Below are 21,261 nucleotides of genomic sequence, written 5' to 3'. Positions count from 1 at the left end.
GACGAAGATGATCCCGGCGCCGTTGCTGAAGGCGATCCGGCCGTTGTTCAGGGCGATCTGCTTGACGTCGTGTCCGTCGGCCATCAGGTGCCAGCTGTCGTAGAGGCCGTTCTTGAGCAGGAAGTTGCCGTCGAGGATGGCGCCGATCCGGTCGCCGTCGAAGACCCACTGGGTCGCGCGGCCGTCGGGGTTGAGCGTGGCCCAGGAGCCGTCACGCTCGTCCTTGGCGAGGATGACGCCCGCGCCGTTGCTGAAGCCGTAGCGGGTGACCGTCGCGTACTTCGGCGGCGTCGGGCCGTCGTCGACGATGTTGTTGTAACGCATGGAAGCGAAGGTGTTCGCGTAGGCGACGGACCACGCACGCTCGACCGCGACGTGGCCGAAGTCGTATTCCTCGCGGACGACGGGGCTGGTGTGGGCCGCGTCGTTCCAGCGCACGAACAACGCGACGTGCTGCACACTGGCGTCGCGGCGGAACAGGGCGTCCCCGGGTTTCAGCTCGGATCTCGCGATGTTGTGCATCACATCGGGCAGGTTGCCCGTGTAGCGGGCGAACCCGAGGTGCCAAGCCATGGACACGTACCCGGAGCAGTCCGGCCGGTAGGAGCCGTACTGGTTGTCATGCGTTCCGGACTGGCTGTAGGGCACTTGCTCGTCGATCCACGACTGGGACCGGGTCATGACCTCGCTGCGGGAGATCGGCGCGTCGGCCACCGAGCCGGCGGCCGCCAGGGCCGTGGACACCGCGGCGACCGCGGCGGGCGCGCTGACGACGTTCACGACCCCGCCGAGCGAGAGAGCGGCCATCGCGGCGGCGAGCACGACCTTCCGCCGGCCGGGCGAGGTGGTCTTCGCGGGGGACGTGGTTTCGGGGAGTTTCATGGCCAGGCCTTTCGTCGGGGTTCCTGGTGCTCCCCAAGGTTGGGTCCGGCTCATTCGAAAAAGTTCAAACCGCAGGTCAGCGCCCGATCAGGGGGATTTCCCGCCGCGCGATCCGCGTCACAGACCCGGCCGACGGCGCCCTCAGGCCGCCGGCCAGCGCTTTTGTGTCTCTTTGAGACGGTTTTGAGACCGCTGCTCCCGGCGACGCCTCAGACGGCGTCTTCGCTCGGGCGCTTGTGGTAGGTGTCGACGTACTCCTGGCCGGAGAGCTCCAGGATCGCGTACATCACTTCGTCGGTGACCGACCGGCGGATCGCCGGCGCGTAGTCCTGGCCCTCGTAGCGGGAGAAGTCGAGGGGCTTGCCGAACGTGATGCCGATCTTCGCGAGGCGCGGGACGCGGGCGCCCTCCGGCTGGAGCTTTTCGGTGCCGGACAACGCCACCGGGACCACCTTCGCGCCGGTCGCCAGGGCCAGCGCCGCGACGCCGGTGTGGCCGCGGTGCAGCCGGCCGTCCAGCGAGCGGGTGCCCTCGGGGTAGATCGCGAAGACACCGCCCGCGTCGAGGACCTTGCGGGCCGCTTCCAGCGCGGCGAGCCCGGCCTGGGCGTTGCCGCGCTCGACCGGGACGTACCCGAGGCCGCCGAGGAACCCGGCGAGCAGCTTGCCCTTGAGGCTCTTGCCGACGAAGTACTCCGCCTTGCCGAGGAACTTGACCTGCCGCGGCGTCGCGAACGTGATCACGCCGGTGTCGAGCGCCGCGCGGTGGTTGGCGGCCAGGAGCACCGGGCCCGTCGCGGGCACGTTTTCCACGCCATGCACCTCGGGCCGGTACACCGCCCTGACCAGCGGTCCCAGTACGAACCGGACAAGCAGCGCGATCAACGGGTCCTCCTCCTCGGTGGCGGAGCCACCAGCATGGCACGATCGTTACTCGTGAGTTGGTTCGAGCGGCGTACGTGGCAGGAACCCGGGTGGACGCCCGAGGACATCCTGGCCGCGAAGGGTGACCGGACGGTTTCGGTCGTGCTGCCGGCGCTGGACGAAGAGCGGACCGTCGGTGACGTCGTCGCGTCGGTGCGGCCGCTGGTCGGCGGGGTCGTCGACGAGCTGGTGGTCATGGATTCGGGTTCCACCGACGCCACGGTGGAAACGGCCGAGGCGGCCGGCGCGCGGGTGGTCCGCCGCGAGGACGTCCTGCCGGACCTGCCGCCGGTGCCCGGCAAGGGCGAGGTGCTGTGGCGTTCCCTGGCCGCGACCAGCGGCGACTTCGTCGTGTTCCTCGATTCGGACCTGGTCGACCCGGACCCGGCGTTCGTGCCGTCGCTGCTCGGGCCGCTGGTCTCCGAAAGCGGCGTCCACCTGGTCAAGGGCTTCTACCGCCGCCCCCTGCGGCTGGAGAGCAGCGGCGGCGGGCGCGTCACCGAGCTGCTCGCGCGGCCGGTGCTTTCGGCGCTGCGCCCCGCGCTCGGCGGGCTGATCCAGCCCCTCGGCGGCGAGTACGCGGGCACACGCGAGTTCCTCGAGTCGGTGCCGTTCGCCGCCGGCTATGGCGTCGAGATCGGGCTCCTGCTCGACGCCGAAGCGCGGTACGGCCTCGACGGGCTCGCGCAGGTCAACCTCGGGGTCCGCAAGCACCGGAACCGGTCACTGCGGCAGCTGGGCGTGATGTCCCGGCAGATTCTCGGCACGGCACTGGACCGCTGCGGAGTCCCGGCCGCCGACGCGCCGTTCACGCAGTTCGTGCAGGTCGACGAGGAGTGGCTGCCGGACGTCACGGACGTCCGGGTCGCCGACCGGCCGCCGATGCGGGACGTACTAGCCCGTCCTCGAGAGTGAGGACCTCGTCGAAGCCGTCGAGGTGCTCGGGGCGGTGGGTGACGAGGACCACGCTGCCTTTCGCTTTAGCGAGGACCCGGGCCAGGACGGCGTCGCCGTGGGCGGTGTCGAGGCCTTCGACGGGTTCGTCGAGCACGAGAACCTTGGGTGAAGCGAGGACGGCCCGGGCGAGGATCAGCCGCTGCCGCTGACCGCCGGACAGGGCTTCGCCGTCCGGGCCGGTGTCGCGGTCGAGGTCCAGGTCGAACCCGGCGGTTTCGCAGGCTTCCTTCAGCTCTTCGTCGCTCGCGCCGGGCTTCGCGAGCAGGAGGTTCTCGCGGACGGTCGTGTGGAAGACGTGGGCGTCGGCCTCGGCGCCCGAGATGACGCGGGAAAGGTCGGCGTACTCGCCGAGCGGGTGGCCGTCGAGGGTGACGCTGCCTTCCGTGGGGGTTTCGCTGCCGAGCAGGAGGCGGAGGAGGGTCGTCTTGCCGGCGCCGCTGGGGCCGAGGACGCCGACGCGCTTGCCGGGGGGAAGGTCGAGGTCGATTTTCTTGAGCGCCGGGGCCCGGCCGGGGTGGCGGACGCCGGCCTTCTCGAGCCGGAAATGGCCTTCCGCCGTGGTGCGGGTTCCCGTCGGGATGGCCGGTTCGCTGAGCACGGCTCGCACCCGGGCGGCCGACGCGCGGATCTCGGGCACGCGCCGGGCGGCGCCGATCAGCGGGAGGACGACCTCGAACGTCGTCATGGCGGCCAGGGTCAGCGCGGCGGTCCAGGGCACCGAGGCGTGGGCGAGCAGCCCGACGGCGAGGGTCGTGAGCAGCTGGACGAGCACCCCGGCGGCGGTGAGCAGGGCCGTCTTGGCGGAGGAGGTGCGTTCGCCACGGGCAAGGTCCTCGACGACCCCGGCTGCCTGAGCACGGTTCTCTTCGAGGACACCCGCGGCGACCAGTTCGCGGTGCCCGGTGACGAGTTCGACGGCGCGTTCGGCCAGCTCGGCACGGTTGGGAGCGTTCTCCCGGGCGGCTTCCCTCGTGGCGCGGATGACCAGCCACGGCAGAATCCCGCCCGCGACGGCCAGCCCGGCCGCGAGAGCCAGCGCGGCCGGAACGGACGTGACGGCGGTGACACCGACGCCGACGAGCCCGACGATGGCGGCGACCCCCGCGGGCAGCAGCCACCGCAGCACGGCGTCCTGCAGAGCGTCCACATCGGACACGAGCCGGGTGACGAGGTCCCCGCCGGAGTACCGCGACCCGGGCAGGAGGGCCTGGTAGACCCGGCCACGCAGGGCACCGAGCCACCGCAGGACGACTTCGTGCCCGGCGAGCCGCTCGGCATACCGCAGACCGCCGCGAAGCAGGGCGAGAGTCCGGACGGCGACGATGGCAAGGGTCAGCGCGGCGAGCGGAGGCCGTTCGGCGGCCCGGAGCAGCAGCCAGGCGGCGGTGGCCATGAGAGCGAGAGCGGCGAGTTCGGCCCCGGCACCCAGAAGCGCGGCGCGGAGAAGTCGTCGGACGTCCTTTGTGGACACCGCCCACAGCTCCAGAGCGGCCCCCACCCTCCCCGGGGGGCGTCCCCGAACCCAGTCTATCGGCCCCAGCCAGGAAAAACGGGCCGTTCGCCGATCTGTGGACAACTGCCGCCCAGCGGACGGTGAGTCCCTGCCCTGTGGACAGCGAATTGACATCACGCCGCCACCTCGCTACGAACCCGGCCTCCGCGCAGCTCCACCACGCGCTCGGCCAGGGAAAGCATCGCCGGCCGGTGGGCGACGAGCACGGCCGTCCGGCCCGGCAGCAGCCGGCGGGTCGCCGTGAGCACCGCCGCTTCCGTGTGGGAGTCCAGCCGGGCCGTCGGTTCGTCGAGCAGCACCAGTCCCGCCGAGGACCGCGCCAACGCGCGGGCCACCCCCACCCGCTGCCGCTGACCCGCCGACAGGGCCGAACCCAGCTCGCCCACCTGAGTGTCGAACCCCAGCGGCAAGCCCGCCGCCACCGAATCCAGGGCCGCCGCCCGGGCCGCCGAGGGAATGTCCGCCGACGGGACGCCGAGAGCGATGTTCGAAGCCAGCGACCCCCGGAACAACGTCGGCCGCTGCGGGACCCAGGCCACGTCGGCCAGCCAGCCGGACGCCGACAACGAACGCAGGTCGACCCCGTCCACCAGTACCCGGCCCGAAGTGGGCGTCACGAATCCGAGCAGCACCGACAGCAACGTGCTCTTCCCCGACCCGCTCGGCCCCACCAGCGCGACACTCGAACCGGCGGGCACGAAAAGGTCCACTTCGGACAAAGCCGGAGCGCCGTCGTAGGAAACCGAAACCCGTTCCAAGACCAGCGAAGGCGCACCCCGGCGGCGAACGGAAGTACCCGAACGCGAAGTGGCCACCGGAACCGCGAGCGCCTCCCGCAACGCCGTCAGCCCCTCTTCCGCGGCGTGGAACTTCGCGCCCGCCGCCCGCAGTGGCAGGTAAGCCTCGGGCGTCAGCAGCAGGACCACCAGCGCCGTCCGCGCGTCCATGCCCCCGGCCAGCAACCGGAACCCGATCGGCACCGCCACCAGCGCCACCGACAGCGTCGCCACCAGTTCCAGCACCAGCGCCGAAAGGAAAGCCACCCGCAACGTCTTCACCGTCGCGTCGGCGTGGGCATCGGCGAGGGAACGGACCGTACGCGCCTGGGCCCGAGCCCGCCCGAACACCTTCAGCGTGCCGAGGCCGCGCACGACGTCGAGGAAGTGGCCGCCCAGTTTCGTCAGCAGCCGCCACTGGACGGACGCCCGGGTGTGCCGGCCGACGAGGATCGCGAACACCGGGATCAGCGGCAAGGTGGCCACGACGACCAGCGCCGACGTCAGGTCCGTGGTGAACAGCCGCGCGATCACCGCGACCGGCACGACCACCGACACGACGAGCGACGGCAGGTACCCGGTCAGGTAGCTGTCGGTCGCGTCGACCCCGCGCGTCACCTGGGTCGCGACGACACCGGCACGATCCGAAGAGGACTCGAGCAGACGTCGCCGCAACCCGGCTCGCACCGTAGCGGCGAACCGTCCACTGAGGACGCCGTGGCCCCACGAAAGCAGCACCCGAGAAGCGATCGCCGCGATCAGGAAGACCGAAACCCCGCCGCCGGTCAGCAGCGTGGCGAGGCCTTCGGCCTGGAGGAGCACCGCCGAGGCGGTGAACACGCCGAGCAGGCTCAACAAGAAGAGGTAGCGCCGGAGTCCGGGCAGTGCGGGCACGACGTCCCCCCTAGAAGTGCAGCAGCGAGTGCTGGTCGACGGGACGGCGATGCGCGCGCCAGGTCAGCCACTGCACCACCAGCAGCACCAGCACGGCCGGTGGCCCGAACCAGGCCAGCACCGCGAACGTCTCCGGCGCCGTCGCTGCCTGCTCGAGAGTCAAGGCGTACTCCGAAGAAGCCAGCACGATGGGGAACCGCAGCGTGCCCACGAGCAGAGCCGGGCAGGCCGAAAGCGCCATCGACCCGACGAGCGCCACCCGGTACCGCCGGGCCGCCAGACCCAGGTAGGCGACGGCGAATGCCGCGAAGGCCAGCACGACCACGCCGGCGCCGAGCGCAGTGACGCCGTGGACGGCGAAGAAGCCCCACCCCGTGGCGACGACGAGGAAGGCGAAGACCGGCGCCGAGAAGGCGCGAGCCAGCCGTGCCGCGCGACCGGTCAGCTCCGCCGGCGCGCGCACGGCGAGGAACGCCGCGCCCTGGAGGCAGAACAGGGCGACGAACCCGAGGCCCCACAGCACCGCATACGGCGAGAACAGCGCGAGTACGTCTCCCGAAGGCGAGCCGTCGGGGGACAACGGCAGCCCGGCGACGAGGTTGCCGAGGAACAGGCCCCAGGACAGCGCCGTCACCAGCGCACCGCCGACGATGCCCGCCGTCCACGCGCCGCGCCGGGCGTCCGGGCGGCGGCTGCGCAGCTGCATCGACGCCGTGAACGTGACCAGGCCGAGCAGCAGCGTCACGACCAGGACGTACGCCCCGGCGAACACCTTGCCCTCCAGGTGCGGGAACGCGCCGAACAGCAGGCCGACCGCGGCCACCAGCCACACCTCGTTGGCGAGGAAGAACGGCCCGAGCGCGCCGAGCGTCTGCCGTCGCCGCCGCTCGCCGGCCTCGAAACCGGGCAGGAGCATGCCGACGCCGTAGTCGTACCCCGCCAGCGCGAAGTACCCGCAGGTCAGGAAGCCCAGCACGCACCACCAGAAGGTCACCATCGGTCAGACTCCGCTCAGGACGGGCAGTTCGGCGGGCGCTTCGACCGGGTCCGGGCCGCGCTTGGCGACGCGCGCCATGAGCACCCAGTCGGCCACGGCGAGCGCGGCGAACAGCAGTGAGAAAGCGATGAAGGAGAACAGGATCTGGCCGGCCGGGACGTCCGCGATCGCGTCGGCGGTGCGCAGCTTCCCCCAGACCAGCCACGGCTGGCGGCCGAGCTCGCGCACCAGCCAGCCGAGGATCGCGGCCACGAACGGCAGCGGGATCGCCGCGACCATCAGGTAGTGCAGGAGCCGGGCCCGCGTCACCCAGTTCCGGATCAGCAGCACCGTGCCGAGGATCGCGCAGAGGAACATGAGGAACCCGAGCCCGATCATGGCGCCCAGCGGCGCGCCGACCGCGCCCATGCCGAGCTTGTCCGGCTGGTACATCTTCAGCTCGCCGAACTGTGCGAAGCCCTGGTTGACGACGAAGATCGAGCCGACCAGCGCCGCCACCACGCCGACGCGCATCGACCGCCGGAAGAACTCGATCTCGGTGGTGCGCTTGAGGAAGTGCCAGGCGCTGACGCCGACGACGAAGAACCCGCCGGTCACGATCGCCGCGCCGACCACGTGCGGCAGGGACGCGACCAGCGCCGGGTTGGCGAACAACGCACCGAAGTCGTCGAGGTGCAGCGTGCCGTTTTCGACGTGGCTGCCGACCGGGTTCTGCAGGAACGAGTTCGCCAGCATGATGAACAGCGCCGACGCGTACGCGGTCAGCGTGACCAGCCAGATCAGCGTCAGGTGCAGCCACTTGTTCATCCGCCCGAAGCCGAAGATCCACAGGCCGAGGAAGGTCGACTCCAGGAAGAACGCGACCAGTGTCTCGATGGCCAGCGGCGCGCCGAAGACGTCGCCGGCGAAGGCGGACAGCCCGGTCCAGGTGAGCCCGAACTGGAACTCCATCACGATTCCGGTGACGATCCCCAGCGCGTAGTTGATCACGTAGAGGCGGCCCCAGAAGCGCGTCATCCGCAGCAGTTCCGGCTTGCCGCCGACGGTCCAGCGCGTCTGCATCACGGCCACCAGCGTGACCAGGCCCAGGGTGAGCAGCACGAACAGGAAGTGGAACGAGGTCGTCGTCGCGAACTGGAGTCTCGCGATCGGAAGTGCGTTCATGTAGGCAGGCTACACGTAGCTTGGCTACATGTAGGCAGTCGACGTGTAGACTGCGTACTCATGAAGGCGGACACCTTGCGCGGGCACCTCGACGCGCTGCTGCTGGCCGTGCTCGATGGCCGGAAACTGCACGGCTACGCGATCATCGAGGCCCTCCAGCTGCGCAGCGACGGCGCGCTCGACCTGCCGACCGGCACCGTCTACCCGGCGCTTCGCCGGCTCGAGCGGGCCGGCTGGCTCGCCAGCGAGTGGGACGTCGTGTCCGGCCGCAAGCGGCGCACCTACCGCCTCACCCGCACCGGCCAGCAGGCGCTGGCCACCGAACGCACGGAATGGCGGGAGTTCACCGCGGTCATCGGGGGAGTACTGGAAGCATGATCGACGCGTACCTGGGGGACCTCGACCGGCGGCTGCACGGCTGCGGCCGCTTCAAGGCCGACCTGCTGGCCGAGGCCCGCGACGGCCTGCACGACGCCGCCGACGCCTACCGCGCCGGCGGCTGGACCGACGAGGAGGCCGAGCGCCGCGCCGTCGCCGACTTCGGCCCGGCGGCCGTCGTCGCCCGTGACTACCAGGCCGAGCTGGGCATGCTCAGCGGCGTCCGCACGCTGTGGAAGCTGGTACTGGGCGTCCCGGCGATGCAGATCGCGTGGGACTACGCGCGGATCCTCACCTTCGGCGAGTGGACGAAGCTCTCGACGCCGACCCCGGAGTGGTACAAGATCGTCACGCACGCCGCTCACGGCGCGGTGTTCGTCGTGCCGGTGATCGGCGTGCTCGCGCTCTTCGGCATCCGCTGGCTGAGCCGGCGGCTGGACGGCGCCGGGCTCGCCCGGTTCTGCGGGATCCTCATCGCGCTCGCGGTCGGCGTCAACCTCGCCTCGGTCGGACTGCTGATCTCCGCGACCGGGTTCGTCGACGTCTCGAGGCTGTTCCTCAGCGTCCCGTGCGCGCTGCTGATGATCGCCTGGGTGCTGCTTTCCCTCCGGCTCGTCGTGCTCGCGAGACGTTCCTGGGGTGGGTATGCCACGATCGTCGCGTGACGACCGCGCTGATCTACCTCGTAGTCATGCTGCTGGTGGCGGCCGTGGTGTTCCTGCTCGCCGCGGTGGTGTTCGGCCGGGGTGAGGAGCTCGCCCCGCTGCCCCCCGGCAGTTCGCCGACACGGCTGCCCGCCGAGGACATCACCGGCGAAGACCTGCAGGACGTGCGCTTCCAGCTTGTCCTGCGCGGCTACAAGATGTCCGAAGTGGACTGGGTGGTGCGGCGGCTCGGCGTCGAGATCGACGAGCTGCGCGCCCGCGTCGCCGAGCTGGAGCAGCGTGAGCACGAGCGGAAGAGCCCGGCCGAGGGTGCCCCGTGACGGACCTGGTGCTCTCGGTCGACGTCCGCGCGCCGGCCGGGACGACCTGGCTCGCGCTGACCGACTGGACGCGCCAGGGCGAGTGGATGCTCGGCACCCGGGTCGAGGTCGTCGAGGGCAACGGCCGCAGCGTCGGGTCGCGGCTGGCGGCGTTCACCGGGGTGGCCGGCATCGGCTTCACCGACACCATGGAGATCACCAGCTGGGAGCCGCCGGTCCGGTGCGCGGTGCGGCACCTCGGCAGCGTCGTCCAGGGCACCGGCGTGTTCCAGGTGGTGCCGAAGGGCGCGACGCGCTCGACGTTCGTCTGGGCCGAGCACCTGCGGCTGCCGTTCGGGCCGCTGGGCAGGCTCGGCTGGCCGGTCGCGCGGCCGGTGTTCGCGCTGGGGGTGCGCCAGTCGCTGCGGCGGTTCGCGCGGTTCGCGGAGAACTATTCGGTGGGCGGGAATGAGTGAACTGATCGGCACCGACGGCGTCCCGCGGTGCAGCTGGGGCAATTCGGCCCCGGACTACATCGAGTACCACGACACGGAGTGGGGCGTGCCGCTCCACGGCCAGGACGAGCTGTACGAGCGGCTGTGCCTCGAGTCGTTCCAGTCGGGCCTGTCGTGGATCACGATCCTGCGCAAGCGGGAGGCGTTCCGGAAGGCGTTCAAGCAGTTCAAGCCGGCGAAGGTGGCGAAGTTCGGCGACGCCGACGTCGAGCGGCTGATGCAGGACGCGTCGATCGTGCGGAACCGGGCGAAGATCCTGGCCGCGATCAGGAACGCGCAGGCGATCGCCGTCTTGGACGAGCCGCTGGACGAGCTGCTGTGGTCGTTCGCGCCGGCTTCCCCCCGGCGTCCGAAGACGATGGCGGACGTCCCGGCCATCACGGACGAGTCCAAGGCGATGGCCAAGGAACTGAAGAAGCGCGGCTTCGTCTTCCTCGGCCCGACGACGTGCTACGCGCTGATGCAGGCCACCGGCATGGTCGACGACCACGTCCAGGGCTGCTTCCGGGCGTCGTGAGTGAGAAACAGTGTTCTAACACTGTTTCTCACTCACGAGCTCACTTGCCCTGGAAGGCGGGCTTGCGCTTGCCGACGAAGGCCTCGACGGCCTCGGTGTGGTCGGCGGTCGCGCCGAGCGCGGTCTGGGCGGCGTCCTCGGCGGCCAGTGCCTCGTCGAACGTCGACTGGGCGGCCAGGTTGAGCACGCCCTTGATCTTCGCGTAGGCCACGGTCGGCCCGGCCGCGAGCTTCGCCGCGATCTGCTGGGCGCGCGCCGGCAGCTCCTCGTCCGGCACGACCTCGCCGACCAGCCCGAGCCGCAGCGCCTCGGCCGAGTCGACGGTGCGGGCCAGCAGCATCAGCTCGGCGGCGCGGCCGTAGCCGACCAGCCGCTGCAGCGTCCACGACGCGCCGGAGTCCGGGCCGAGCCCGACGTTGGCGAACGCCATCAGGAACGACGACGACTCGGCGGCGATCCGCAGGTCACTGGCGTAGGCGAAGGCGGCCCCAGCGCCGGCGGCGGTGCCGTTGACCGCCGCGACGACCGGCTTCGGCATTTCCACGATCGTCTTGACGATCGGGTTGTAGTGTTCCTTCACCGTGTGTAGCGGAGCGGGGTCACCCGCTTGCAGCAGTCCCACGTGCTCCTTCAAATCCTGGCCGGCGCAGAACGCCTTGCCGGAACCGGTCAGCACGACCGCGCGGACTCCCTTGTCGTCCGCCGCCTCGCGCAACGCCGCGAGCAGTGCTTCCTTCAGCTCGACGGTCAGCGAGTTGTACGCCTGGGGCCGGTTGAGGGTGAGGGTGCGTACCCCGTCGGCGTCGGCGATCAACAGGACGTCGGATGTGGTCACGTCTTCTCCTTGCGCGGAAAACTTCGGTCGGCCGAGAGTCTTTCACCTCGCGCGGGCCGCATACCAGCACCGATACGGCGGCAAAAGATCCCCTCCGCTGATGCGCCCGGCCGCTGATGAGGGACAATGGACACCAGACCCGGCTGGCTTTCACGCGAGCGCGACCCGGGCGCGCCGGTTGAGACGGAGGGAGCACGCTATGGCGGCCATGAAGCCCCGGACCGGAGATGGTCCCCTCGAAGTGACTAAGGAGGGGCGGGGCCTCGTGATGCGCGTACCGCTCGAGGGTGGTGGGCGACTCGTCGTCGAACTCTCCGCGGAAGAAGCGAAGGACCTCGGCGCCGCGCTGGCGGAGGTCACCGGCTGAGCAGGCCCCCTCGAACCGTCCTTCCGTCGCACCCCGGTCTCCGTTCGGAGGCCGGGGTCGCGGTTCCTCTGCGCCCGAAGGTTGCTCACTGTGCGTAATCCGCTACCGCCCGTTCCGACTACTCTGCTCGACATCGAGGTCGTGGCGGAACCCCGCCGCGGCGTCCCGGCGGCCCGGCTGGTGGCGGCTCCTGACAACGATGACGTCGAGCCCCTGGAGATCGAGGGCGTCCGGATCAGCGGCAAGGCGGGCGACGTCCAGACGGTGCCCGGCGACGGCCCCCGCTGGGTCGCGGGGCTCGGCGGCGGCGAGCCGAAGGAGTACCGCAAGACCGGCGCGGCGCTGGTCCGCGCGGTGAACGCGGCCTTGGCGGAGGACGTCGACCACGGCGGCAAGGCGTTCCGCGCGGTGCAGCTCGCGCTGCCCGAGGAGGCCGACGGCGAGCACGTCACCGAGCTGGTGCTGGGCCTGCTGCTCGGCGGCTACCGGTACAAGGTGTCCGGCGAGGACCCGAAGCCGTCGGTGCGCACGGTCCGGCTGGTGACCGAGAACGCGGCAGCGGCTTCCCTGGCCGCCCGTGCTTCGGCGCTGGCCGCGGCGACGGCGCTGACCCGCGACCTAGCGAACACCCCGTCCAACGTGAAAACCCCGGCGTGGCTGGCGGACACGGCCTCCCGGGTGGCCGGCCCGCGTGTCGAAGCGACGGTCCGGGACGAGAAATGGCTGGCGGCACAGGGCTTCGGCGGCGTCCTGGCGGTGGGCGGCGGTTCGGCCCGGCCGCCGCGGCTGATCGAGCTGGCTTACCGGCCGCAGGGGGCTTCCCGGCATTTGCTGCTGGTGGGCAAGGGCATCACGTTCGACACGGGCGGCCTGTCGATCAAGCCGGCCGACGGAATGCACCTGATGCGCACGGACATGGCGGGCGGCGCGGCGGTGATCGCGGCGACCCGCGCGATCGCCGCTTTGGAGCTGCCGGTCCGCGTGACGGCGTTGGTCCCGGCGGCGGAGAACCACGTCTCGGGATCGTCGTACCGGCCGGGCGACATCGTCCGCCACTACGGCGGCAAGACGACCGAGGTGGCGAACACGGACGCGGAGGGCCGCATGGTCCTGGCCGACGCGCTGGCGTACGGCATCGAGCGGTTCTCCCCGGACTACGTGGTCGACGCGGCGACGTTGACGGGCGCGATGAAGGTCTCGCTGGGCCTGCGCACGGGCGGCCTGTTCGCGTCCGACGACTCGTTGGCCGCCCTGGTGTCCGCGGCGGGTGCGCGGGTGGGCGAGGCGTGGTGGCGGATGCCGCTGGTGGAGGACTACGCGGACAACGTCCGCGGCGAGTTCGGCGACGTCCGCCAGACCCCGCCGGGCCCGGGCGGCATCACGGCGGCGCTGTTCCTGCGCGAGTTCACGGCCGGCCTGCCCTGGGCGCACCTGGACATCGCGGGCCCGGCCCGTTCGGAGAAGAACTACGACGAGGTCGTGCCGGGCGCGACGGGCTTCGCGGCGAGGACCCTGGTGGAGCTGGCGGCCTCGCTGGGCTGAGTCGTCCGCTGGGCTGGCGAGTTGCTTCTGAGCTGGGGTTTCGCCGGAATCCACAAGGTGGCTGGGCTGTGGACAACCAGCTGCTCGTGGGCGGGTTTGTCGGTGGGCGCCGATAGACTGGACGTGGGGACGCCCCCCAGGGAGGGTGGGGGTGTCTTCAGCTCCTGGCCGCCGTCGTCAGGACGTGGTCGCGGAAGCCGGTCACCGCCGGCGTCATCGGCTCCTCGGCCCGCCACACCAGCCCGATCGTCCGGAACGGCCGTGGTGAAAGCGGCACCTCCGCCACCCCCGCCGGTGTCCCCGGCCCGAACCGCGGCAGCAGCGCCACCCCCAGCCCCGCCGCCACCAGGCCGCGCACCGTGTCCGACTCCTGGCCCTCGAAGGCGATCTTCGGCGTGAAGCCCGCCGCCGCGCAGAGCTCGTCCGTCAGCGTTCTCACCCCGTAGCCCTGCTCGAGCAGCACGAACTCCTCGTCCGCCAGTTCCGCCACCCGCACCGAGTGCCGTCCCGCCAGGCGGTGGCCCGCCGGGACCGAGAGCAGGATCTCCTCGTCCACCAGGCCCGCCGAGGTCAACGAGGGGACAACCGGCAGCGGCGCCACCAGCGCCAGGTCCAGCTCGCCGCCGGCCAGCCGGTCGACCATGTCCTGCCGTGAGCCCTGGACCAGCGTGAACCGCACGCCCGGGTACCGCGCCCGGTGGCCGCGCAGCAGCGAAGGCACCAGCGACCGCCCCAGCAGGTGCAGGAACCCGAGCACGACGTGCCCCGACTCCGGCGACACCTCCTCGCGCGCCAGCCGGACGCCGTTCTCGACCGCTGCCAGTCCGCGGGTAGCCGCCTCCGCCAGGAGTTCCGCCGCGCGCGTGAGCCGGATGCCGCGGCCATCGGGGACGGTGAGGGGTGCTCCCAGCGCGTCGGCCAGCGCGGCGAGACGGCGGCTCACCGTCGGCTGCGGCACGCCCAGCAGCTCCGCCGCGCGTGTGACGTTCCTCGTCTCCCGCAGCGCGGCGAGCAACGGCAGGTGCGGCGCGACCTGCGCCGACAGCGAATCATACGTCACCGCATCAATCATTCCAAACGAGCGCATTAGACGTATTGATTAGCATTCCTTACTTTCAAGGCGTGACCACGCGCCGAGTCAAGACCGCTGTCGCCGCAGCGGGGATCTCCTCCTTCGCCCTGCTCTACGCCCCGCAGCCGGTCCTGCCGCAGCTCGCCGCGCAGTACCACCTCGACCCCGGTGGCGCGGCGCTCGCGATCAGCGTCGCGACCGGCGCGCTCGCCATCGCCGTCCTGCCGATCGCCGCGCTGTCCGAGGTCGTCGGCCGCCGGCCGGTGATCTTGACGTCCGTCGTCGCGTCGGTCGTGTTCGGGCTGCTGGTGCCGCTGATGCCGACGTACCCCGCGCTGCTCGTCATGCGGGCATTCCAGGGCATCGCCATCGCGGGATTTCCCGGGGTCGCGGCCGCCTACCTGGCCGAACGGCTGGGCCGCGCGGGCGTCGCCGCGGCGGTCGGCGCGATGATCGCGGGCAACACGGTCGGCGGCATGCTCGGCAGGCTGGCCAGCGGGTTCACCGCCGGACCGCTCGGCTGGCGCGGCGCGCTGTACGTCGTCGCGGGGGTGGGCGCGGTGTGCTCGGCGATCACCGTCGTGACGCTGCCGCCCGGCACCAGCCGCGGGAACGTCCGGCTCAGGGCCGTCGCGACCGGCCTGGTCACGGCGCTGCGCCGCCCGGTGCTGCTGGCCCAGTACGCCGTCGCGCTGCTCGCGATGGGTTCGTTTGTGGCCCTCTACAACGCCGCGGGCTTCCGGCTGACCGGCGATCCGCTGCACCTGTCCCCGGCGGTCGCGTCGCTGGTGTTCCTCGCCTACGCGACCGGTTCGGTGTCGTCGGCCGCGGCCGGACGCCTGGTGGCGCGGGTCGGCCGCCGCCGGGCACTGATCGGCTCACTGCTGCTGACGGCGGCCGGCGCGGCGCTGACGCTGCCCGACTCGTTGCCGCTGGTGATCGCCGGTTTCCTGCTCCTGACGTGCGCATTCTTCGCGGCGCACGCGGTGGCGAACGGCTGGGCGGCGGCGGAGGCCCCGGAGGACGCGCGCGGCCAGGTCGGCGGTACGTACACGGCGTCGTACTACCTCGGCAGCAGTGTCGGCGGCGCGGCCGGAGCGTGGGTGTACGGCCACGCGGGCTGGCCGTGGCTGATCGCCGTGGTCGCGGCGTGGCTGCTGCTGGCCGTGGCGGTGGTCGGCACCGGGACGCGGGTGCGCGTGGGGCGGGCCGAGTTGGTGAACGCGGGCTGAGCCCCCCGACCGCATGGAGTCATCGGAACGCTGAGGCATGACCTGCGCCCCACCCAGACCCCTCCCACAAACCCAGAACACGGACGGTAGTGCCGGGTCAAGGCACGCTTTCCCGTCTTGACGCGGCGCTGCCGTCCGTAGTCACAATCCGGCTTCGGGGTAGTGGGTACCGAGCTGCGAGCGTATCGGTCAAGGCGAGCCTGTGACAACTCAGATTGCGGCCGCGACCAGCAGGCCGCCACCGACCGGCAGGAGGGCCGGGACCAGGCGTTCGTCCTCGCGGAACGCGCGGGCCACCTCGCGGAGGGCGAGGGTCTCGGGGTCGCGGTGGGACGGGTCGATCACCCGGCCGCCGACCAGCACGTTGTGGAACGCGATGATCCCGCCGCGCCGCAGCAGCGACACGCCCAGCTCGTAGCAGCCGGGGTACTCGATGTGCGCGGAGTCGACGAACACCAGGTCGTAGCCGCCCGGCGTGAGCCGCTGCAGCACGTCGAGCGCCCGGCCGATGATCAGCCGGGTGCGGCCCGGCGCGAACCCGGCTTCGCGGAACGTCGCGCGCGCGGCCCTCTGGTACTCCGGTTCGACGTCGATCGACGTCAGCACGCCGTCGGGCGCCATCCCGCGCAGCAGGCTCAGCCCGCTCACCCCGGCGCCGGTGCCGACCTCGACGACCGCCTTCGCTCGCAGTGTCGCGGCCAGGAAGCGCAGCGTCGCGCCCGCACCCGCGCTGAGCGGGACGCAGCCCAGGTCTTCGGCCCGTGCCCGCGCCGAAGACAGCACCTCGTCGTCGGGCAGGTACCCGTCGACGAACCCGGAATCGGCCGGTGCGGCCGCAGGGGTGGGCGTGTTCACGCACGGAGGTTAGCGTTGGTTGTCGATAAATCCGCGCAGGCTCCCTGGTAAGCACCCGGGAAGAAGTTCTCAGCCTGCTCTCAGTCCAGTCTCACTAGAACCATAAGGAACCCGGACAGACTGAAATCCGAACACACGGGAACACCGTACCGAGGGCCCGCGTTGGGTGGAGCAGACAGGAGATACGCAGATGGAGGTGCCTGCTCCCGCGATGCAGAACGCCGTTGCCGATGACGCTGTCGCGGTTCAGCCCGTGACCTTGGACGAGGCGGCTTGGACGCCGCCGTCCTGGGACGAGGTTGTCCGCGAACACGGTGACCGGGTCTACCGGCTCGCCTACCGCCTGACCGGCAACGCGCACGACGCCGAGGACCTGACGCAGGAGACCTTCATCCGGGTCTTCCGCTCGCTGGCGTCGTACAAGCCCGGCACGTTCGAGGGCTGGCTGCACCGGATCACCACCAACCTGTTCCTGGACATGGCCCGCCGCCGCTCGCGCGTGCGGATGGAAGGCCTGCCCGAGGACACCGACCGCATCGTGGGCGACGACCCGAGCCCCGAGCAGGTCTACTCGGACACCCACCTGGACCCGGACCTGCAGGCGGCGCTCGACGAGCTGCCGCCGGAGTTCCGCGCCGCCGTCGTGCTGTGTGACGTCGAAGGGCTGTCCTACGAGGAGATCGGCGCGACGCTGGGTGTCAAGCTGGGCACCGTCCGCAGCCGGATCCACCGCGGCCGCCAGGCGCTGCGCGCTTCGCTGGAGCGCCGGCGCGCTTACACACCGGAATCTGCGAAGGTGACGGTATGACCGCACCGCGAGGCTGGGCACTCCCCGAGTCGCACCTGTTGCCGGACGTCGTGGTGGCGTTCGTCGACGGCGAGCTGTCGCACGGCGCCCGTGACCGAGCGGCGTCGCACATCACCCGCTGCGCGGCGTGCGCGGCCGAAGTGCGCGCGCAGCGTCAGACGGTCGAGGCGATCCGCCGCGCGTCGGCGCCGTCGATGTCGGCGGGCTTCCTGGCGAGCCTGCAGTCCATCCCGCAGCACACGGACCTGCCGAGCACCCCCGACAACCTGGCGATCACGGCCGACGGCCAGCTGGTCGCGGTCCAGCGCCCCGACCGCGTCGCGGGCCTGCGCGACGCGGGCGTCCTGGGCGGCGTCGCGCCGCTGGGATCGTCGGCGCCGCTGGGCCAGTCCCCGAACGTCCTCGGCGGCGGCCGCTTCAAGCGCCGTGCGGCGCAGGGAGCGGGTGTGGTGGTGTCCGGGCTGGTGCTGAGCGCGCTGGCGCTGGTGGGCACGTCCGCGGACGGCGGAGACGGCGTCCCGGAAACGGGCGGCGGAGCGCCCCAGCCGGCGAACCTGCTCCCGGCCCAGATGGCGGTACCCCAGCAGCAGGCGCCGACTTCCCTCGCGCCGAGCACCACGCCGGTCGCGGTTCCGGCCGGGATTCGCTGAGCCTGGTTTTCACGGGTCTTTGAAGGCCGCTGTGAGGAAATCCTCGCGGCGGCCTTCGTCATGCGCCTAGCGGCTCTCGTGCCGGGCGCTGCTGCCGGCCCCGCCAAGAAACAGCCATTTCACTGGCGGACCGGCAGACTCGGAGCACTGGGCTTGGGTATCGTCACGCCCAGCCACCTGATCTTCTGCACCGGGGAATGATGACCGAGCCGAACGAGAATCCCGAGCAGCCCGGCGCGCGCGAAGCCGACCGGCTGGGTCCGCGGCCGCTCGCGCGGCCCGCTGTCGATCCGGCGCAGGCCGCCGTGTTCGGCAGGCCGCACGGGGTCGATGGGGCGTTCAACAAGCTCTACACCCCGCAGAAAGCCAACGGCGTCAACCTCGCGCCGCCCGCGCCCGAGTCGCTCGCCGAGGCCTTCCGGCGGCCGCCCGGGGCCGAAGGCGTTCTTCTCGAACGGCCGCGGGAAGCCACCGGTGACGCGCCGGACGCCGAACCGCCGCTGTGGACCGGCACCAGTGATCCCTGGCGTGATCCGGGGGCCGCCGCCGTGCTCGCCGGGCCCGCGATGCCCGCCGAGGACGAGGAGAAACCCGCCAAACGGCCGCCCGGGGCGCTGCTCAGCCTGCCCGAGGTGCTGTTCGGCCGCCGCGTGCAGCCGAAGGCGCTCGTCCTGCTCGGTGTCGTCGCGCTGCTCGTCGGCGCCGTCGGCGGGCTCGTCGGCTGGTGGGTCGCCGACACCGGCAGCGAGCTCACCGGTTCCGCCACGATCTCCGAAGCCGAGGCGGGCAAGGAACGCCCGGCCGGCTCGGTCGCCGAGATCGCCAAGCGCGTCGCCCCCGCCGTCGTCTCGCTCGAGGTGTTCAAGCCCGGCGCCGACTCCGGTGAGCAGGGCTCCGGCGTGATGATCGACCCGCAGGGCTACATCCTCACCAACGAGCACGTCATCGCTTCCGCCGCCGCGGACCCGGGTGTCAAGGTCACGGCCGTCTTCATCGACGGCACCCGCACCGAGGCCAAGCTGGTCGGTGCCGACCAGAAGACCGACCTCGCCGTCGTGAAGGTCAACGTCACCAACCCGACCGTCCTGCAGATCGGCAAGTCCTCGGACCTGCAGGTCGGCGACACCGTGATGGCGATCGGCTCGCCGCTTGCGTTGCAGAACTCGGTCACCGCGGGGATCGTCAGCGCGCTGAACCGGCCGATCACCGCGGGCGGCGACAACGGCGCCCCGCCGGTCACCTACGAGGCCATCCAGACCGACGCCGCCATCAACCACGGCAACTCGGGCGGCGCGCTCGTCGACTCCACCGGCGCCCTGGTCGGCATCAACTCGTCGATCCGCTCGGCCGGCGCGGACGGCGGCAGCATCGGCATCGGCTTCGCCATCCCGAGCGACTACGCGATCAAGATCGCGAAGGCGCTGATCAAGGACGGCAAGGTCCAGCACGCCGACATCGGCATCAACGCCTCCTCGACGGTCGCCGGCTCGGCCACGATGGGCGCGCAGGTGAAGAACGTCGCGCCCGGCGGCCCGGCCGCGAACGCGGGCATCAAGGAGGGCGACGTGATCACGAAGATCGGCAACCGGCTCGTCCGCGACTCCGCCGAACTGACGGTCGCGGTGCGCGCGCACAACGTCGGCGAGGTGGTCCCGGTGCAGCTGGCCCGCGACGGCGCGAGCTTCGTCGTCGACGTAACCCTGGCTTCCGACTGAGTTCCCGTGTTCGGCCTGCCGGAGCGCGGCGGGTGACGGGTACCCTGGGCGGGTAGGTTCCGAGCGGAGGTAGACGGGTGTTCGACAGTGTCGGATGGGGGGAAATCCTCGTCCTCATCATCGCCGGTCTCTTCATCCTCGGCCCGGAACGGCTGCCGGAGGCAGCGTCCTGGCTCGCGAAGAGCGTGAAGAAGGTCCGCGACTTCGCGACCGGTGCGAAGGAGCAGCTCCGGGAGGAGATGGGCCCGGAGTTCGACCAGCTGCGCAAGCCGCTGGAAGACCTGCGCGGGCTGCGCAACTTCGACCCGAAACGGGTCGTGACGCAGCACCTCTTCGACGGCGACGCCGACCCGCTCGGCCTGAAGGGCATCACGAACGGCGGCAGCACGCCGACGGGCGGGACGAATGGGACCAACGGCTCGAACGGCTACCTGGCCGGCCAGACGCCGTCCCAGCCGGAGCCGCTCAAGCCGGGTGAGCGCCCGCCAGTCGACCCGGACGCCACGTAGTCCGATCTGCCCAGGGCGGGTAGGGCTGCGGAAGGCGGAGGCAGGCTGCTCAGCGGCCCGCGGGGGTCACGTTCAGCATCATCCCGGCCAGCCCGCGCGCCCGGACCGAAAGCTTCTTCGCCGCTTCCAGCAAGACCACCGACGCCGGTGCCTCCGGGTCGGACAGCACGATCGGCGTGCCCGCGTCGCCCTGGGACACGACGCGGGGGTCCAGCGGCACCTGGCCGAGCAGGGGCACCTCGGATCCGATCGACTTCGTCAGGGACGCGGCCACCGCCTCGCCGCCGCCGGAGCCGAAGATCTCCATGCGCTCGCCGGACGGTGTCTCCAGCCACGACATGTTCTCGATGACGCCGGCCACTCGCTGACGCGTCTGCAGCGCGATCGCGCCCGCGCGTTCCGCGACCTCGGCCGCCGCCTGCTGGGGGGTTGTCACCACCAGGATCTCCGCGTTCGGGATCAGCTGGGCCACCGAGATCGCGATGTCGCCCGTGCCCGGCGGGAGGTCCAGCAGGAGGATGTCCAGGTCGCCCCAGAACACGTCCGCCAGGAACTGCTGCAACGCCCGGTGCAGCATCGGCCCGCGCCACACCACCGGCGTGTTGCCCGGGGTGAACATGCCGATCGAGATCACCTTCACGCCGTGCGCCTGCGGCGGCATGATCATCGTGTCGACCTTGGTCGGCTTCTCGCGCGCGCCCAGCATGCGGGGGATCGAGTGGCCGTAGATGTCCGCGTCCACGACACCCACCGAGAGGCCGCGCGCGGCCATCGCCGCCGCCAGGTTGACCGTCACCGACGACTTGCCCACGCCGCCCTTGCCCGACGCCACGCAGTACACCCGCGTCATCGAGCCCGGCTGCGCGAACGGGATCACCGGCTCCGCCGCGTCGCCGCGCAGGGACTTCCGCAGCTCCGTGCGCTGCTCGTCGCTCATCACGTCCAGCTCGACGCGGACCTCCGAAACGCCTGGGAGCTTCGAGACGGCGGCCTTCGTGTCGTTGGTCAGCGTCGCCTTCAGTGGGCAGCCCGCCACCGTCAGGTAGATCCCGACCGTGACCACCCCGTCGTCACCGACGACCACGTCCTTGACCATCCCCAGGTCCGTGATGGGTTTCCGGATCTCGGGGTCTTGCACGCTCTTCAGCGCGCTGCGGACGTCGTCGACGCTGGGGAGCTGCTGGGTGCTGGTCACC

23 protein-coding genes are annotated in these 21,261 nt (G+C 71.5%); 13 read left to right on the top strand and 10 right to left on the bottom strand.

Features of this window, described 5'->3' with window-relative positions; genetic code table 11:
* Both CF165_RS51215 and CF165_RS18035 read right to left on the bottom strand, forming a co-directional pair.
* The coding region (locus tag CF165_RS51215; protein WP_205660894.1) for a hypothetical protein at window positions 1–882 on the bottom strand (882 nt) is incomplete at its 3' end.
* A gap of 209 nt (window positions 883–1,091) precedes the next feature.
* Window positions 1,092–1,766, bottom strand: a complete 675-nt coding sequence (locus tag CF165_RS18035) for a lysophospholipid acyltransferase family protein (RefSeq protein WP_093948696.1) — start codon at window positions 1,764–1,766, stop codon at window positions 1,092–1,094.
* A gap of 51 nt (window positions 1,767–1,817) precedes the next feature.
* On the opposite strand from CF165_RS18035, the gene CF165_RS18030 reads away from it, so the two are divergent.
* Window positions 1,818–2,720: a glucosyl-3-phosphoglycerate synthase gene (locus CF165_RS18030; RefSeq protein ID WP_093948695.1), complete on the top strand. Its 903-nt coding sequence runs from the start codon at window positions 1,818–1,820 to the stop codon at window positions 2,718–2,720.
* On the opposite strand, the gene cydC is transcribed toward CF165_RS18030, so the two are convergent.
* The 4 genes from cydC to CF165_RS18010 form a co-directional block, all read right to left on the bottom strand.
* Window positions 2,656–4,248 (bottom strand): thiol reductant ABC exporter subunit CydC, encoded by a 1,593-nt coding sequence (cydC, locus tag CF165_RS18025; RefSeq protein ID WP_093948709.1) that lies wholly within the window; start codon window positions 4,246–4,248, stop codon window positions 2,656–2,658. The genes CF165_RS18030 and cydC overlap by 65 nt on opposite strands.
* Before the next feature lie 140 nt (window positions 4,249–4,388).
* A complete protein-coding gene (gene cydD, locus CF165_RS18020) occupies window positions 4,389–5,945 on the bottom strand; it encodes a thiol reductant ABC exporter subunit CydD (protein WP_240521652.1) in 1,557 nt (518 codons plus the stop codon).
* Between the two features lie 10 nt (window positions 5,946–5,955).
* A complete protein-coding gene (locus CF165_RS18015) occupies window positions 5,956–6,942 on the bottom strand; it encodes a cytochrome d ubiquinol oxidase subunit II (RefSeq protein ID WP_093948694.1) in 987 nt (328 codons plus the stop codon).
* Window positions 6,943–6,945: 3 nt separating this feature from the next.
* Entirely contained in the window at window positions 6,946–8,106 is a 1,161-nt protein-coding gene (locus tag CF165_RS18010; protein WP_093948693.1) for a cytochrome ubiquinol oxidase subunit I, read from the bottom strand.
* Between the two features lie 60 nt (window positions 8,107–8,166).
* On the opposite strand from CF165_RS18010, the gene CF165_RS18005 reads away from it, so the two are divergent.
* From CF165_RS18005 to CF165_RS17985, 5 genes are read left to right on the top strand one after another with little or no spacing between them, the layout of a single operon-like run.
* Entirely contained in the window at window positions 8,167–8,484 is a 318-nt protein-coding gene (locus CF165_RS18005; protein ID WP_093948692.1) for a helix-turn-helix transcriptional regulator, read from the top strand.
* Window positions 8,481–9,149: a permease prefix domain 1-containing protein gene (locus CF165_RS18000; RefSeq protein ID WP_093948691.1), complete on the top strand. Its 669-nt coding sequence runs from the start codon at window positions 8,481–8,483 to the stop codon at window positions 9,147–9,149. Before CF165_RS18005 ends, CF165_RS18000 begins: the two co-directional genes overlap by 4 nt.
* The gene (locus CF165_RS17995) at window positions 9,146–9,469 is read left to right on the top strand and encodes a DivIVA domain-containing protein (RefSeq protein WP_093948690.1); all 324 of its coding nucleotides are present in this window, start codon (window positions 9,146–9,148) and stop codon (window positions 9,467–9,469) included. Before CF165_RS18000 ends, CF165_RS17995 begins: the two co-directional genes overlap by 4 nt.
* On the top strand, window positions 9,466–9,924 hold the full coding sequence (locus CF165_RS17990; RefSeq protein ID WP_093948689.1) for an SRPBCC family protein: 459 nt from the start codon (window positions 9,466–9,468) through the stop codon (window positions 9,922–9,924). Before CF165_RS17995 ends, CF165_RS17990 begins: the two co-directional genes overlap by 4 nt.
* Window positions 9,917–10,480, top strand: a complete 564-nt coding sequence (locus CF165_RS17985) for a DNA-3-methyladenine glycosylase I (RefSeq protein ID WP_093948688.1) — start codon at window positions 9,917–9,919, stop codon at window positions 10,478–10,480. The genes CF165_RS17990 and CF165_RS17985 overlap by 8 nt, the downstream gene beginning before the upstream one ends.
* A gap of 40 nt (window positions 10,481–10,520) precedes the next feature.
* Here the strand turns inward: CF165_RS17985 and CF165_RS17980 are convergent, their stop codons facing one another.
* Window positions 10,521–11,315: an enoyl-CoA hydratase-related protein gene (locus tag CF165_RS17980; protein WP_093948687.1), complete on the bottom strand. Its 795-nt coding sequence runs from the start codon at window positions 11,313–11,315 to the stop codon at window positions 10,521–10,523.
* A 199-nt stretch (window positions 11,316–11,514) separates the two neighbouring features.
* Between CF165_RS17980 and CF165_RS17975 the strand changes: the two genes are divergently transcribed.
* Both CF165_RS17975 and CF165_RS17970 read left to right on the top strand, forming a co-directional pair.
* On the top strand, window positions 11,515–11,682 hold the full coding sequence (locus CF165_RS17975; protein ID WP_013222969.1) for a DUF3117 domain-containing protein: 168 nt from the start codon (window positions 11,515–11,517) through the stop codon (window positions 11,680–11,682).
* A gap of 90 nt (window positions 11,683–11,772) precedes the next feature.
* Window positions 11,773–13,224: a leucyl aminopeptidase family protein gene (locus tag CF165_RS17970; RefSeq protein ID WP_093948686.1), complete on the top strand. Its 1,452-nt coding sequence runs from the start codon at window positions 11,773–11,775 to the stop codon at window positions 13,222–13,224.
* A gap of 157 nt (window positions 13,225–13,381) precedes the next feature.
* Here CF165_RS17970 and CF165_RS17965 read toward each other — a convergent pair whose 3' ends face one another.
* Window positions 13,382–14,296: a LysR family transcriptional regulator gene (locus CF165_RS17965; protein ID WP_205660893.1), complete on the bottom strand. Its 915-nt coding sequence runs from the start codon at window positions 14,294–14,296 to the stop codon at window positions 13,382–13,384.
* A 50-nt stretch (window positions 14,297–14,346) separates the two neighbouring features.
* Between CF165_RS17965 and CF165_RS17960 the strand changes: the two genes are divergently transcribed.
* Window positions 14,347–15,528: an MFS transporter gene (locus CF165_RS17960; RefSeq protein WP_093948684.1), complete on the top strand. Its 1,182-nt coding sequence runs from the start codon at window positions 14,347–14,349 to the stop codon at window positions 15,526–15,528.
* Window positions 15,529–15,738: 210 nt separating this feature from the next.
* Here the strand turns inward: CF165_RS17960 and CF165_RS17955 are convergent, their stop codons facing one another.
* On the bottom strand, window positions 15,739–16,383 hold the full coding sequence (locus tag CF165_RS17955; protein ID WP_093948683.1) for an O-methyltransferase: 645 nt from the start codon (window positions 16,381–16,383) through the stop codon (window positions 15,739–15,741).
* A gap of 190 nt (window positions 16,384–16,573) precedes the next feature.
* On the opposite strand from CF165_RS17955, the gene sigE reads away from it, so the two are divergent.
* From sigE to tatB, 4 genes are all read left to right on the top strand, one after another.
* A complete protein-coding gene (sigE, locus tag CF165_RS17950; RefSeq protein WP_093948682.1) occupies window positions 16,574–17,191 on the top strand; it encodes an RNA polymerase sigma factor SigE in 618 nt (205 codons plus the stop codon).
* Entirely contained in the window at window positions 17,188–17,841 is a 654-nt protein-coding gene (locus CF165_RS17945; protein ID WP_093948681.1) for an anti-sigma factor family protein, read from the top strand. The genes sigE and CF165_RS17945 overlap by 4 nt, the downstream gene beginning before the upstream one ends.
* Before the next feature lie 197 nt (window positions 17,842–18,038).
* Window positions 18,039–19,556, top strand: coding sequence for a S1C family serine protease (locus CF165_RS17940; RefSeq protein ID WP_167441491.1), 1,518 nt, complete (start codon window positions 18,039–18,041; stop codon window positions 19,554–19,556).
* A 77-nt stretch (window positions 19,557–19,633) separates the two neighbouring features.
* The gene (tatB, locus tag CF165_RS17935) at window positions 19,634–20,065 is read left to right on the top strand and encodes a Sec-independent protein translocase protein TatB (RefSeq protein ID WP_093948679.1); all 432 of its coding nucleotides are present in this window, start codon (window positions 19,634–19,636) and stop codon (window positions 20,063–20,065) included.
* A 49-nt stretch (window positions 20,066–20,114) separates the two neighbouring features.
* Here tatB and CF165_RS17930 read toward each other — a convergent pair whose 3' ends face one another.
* The gene (locus tag CF165_RS17930) at window positions 20,115–21,260 is read right to left on the bottom strand and encodes an Mrp/NBP35 family ATP-binding protein (protein ID WP_167441490.1); all 1,146 of its coding nucleotides are present in this window, start codon (window positions 21,258–21,260) and stop codon (window positions 20,115–20,117) included.
* Between the last annotated feature and the right edge of the window lies 1 nt (window position 21,261).

It is taken from the genome of Amycolatopsis vastitatis, from assembly GCF_002234595.1.
Classification (GTDB): domain Bacteria; phylum Actinomycetota; class Actinomycetes; order Mycobacteriales; family Pseudonocardiaceae; genus Amycolatopsis; species Amycolatopsis vastitatis.
Note: the sequence above shows the minus strand (reverse complement) of the source record. Positions and strands in the feature narration are given on the sequence as shown.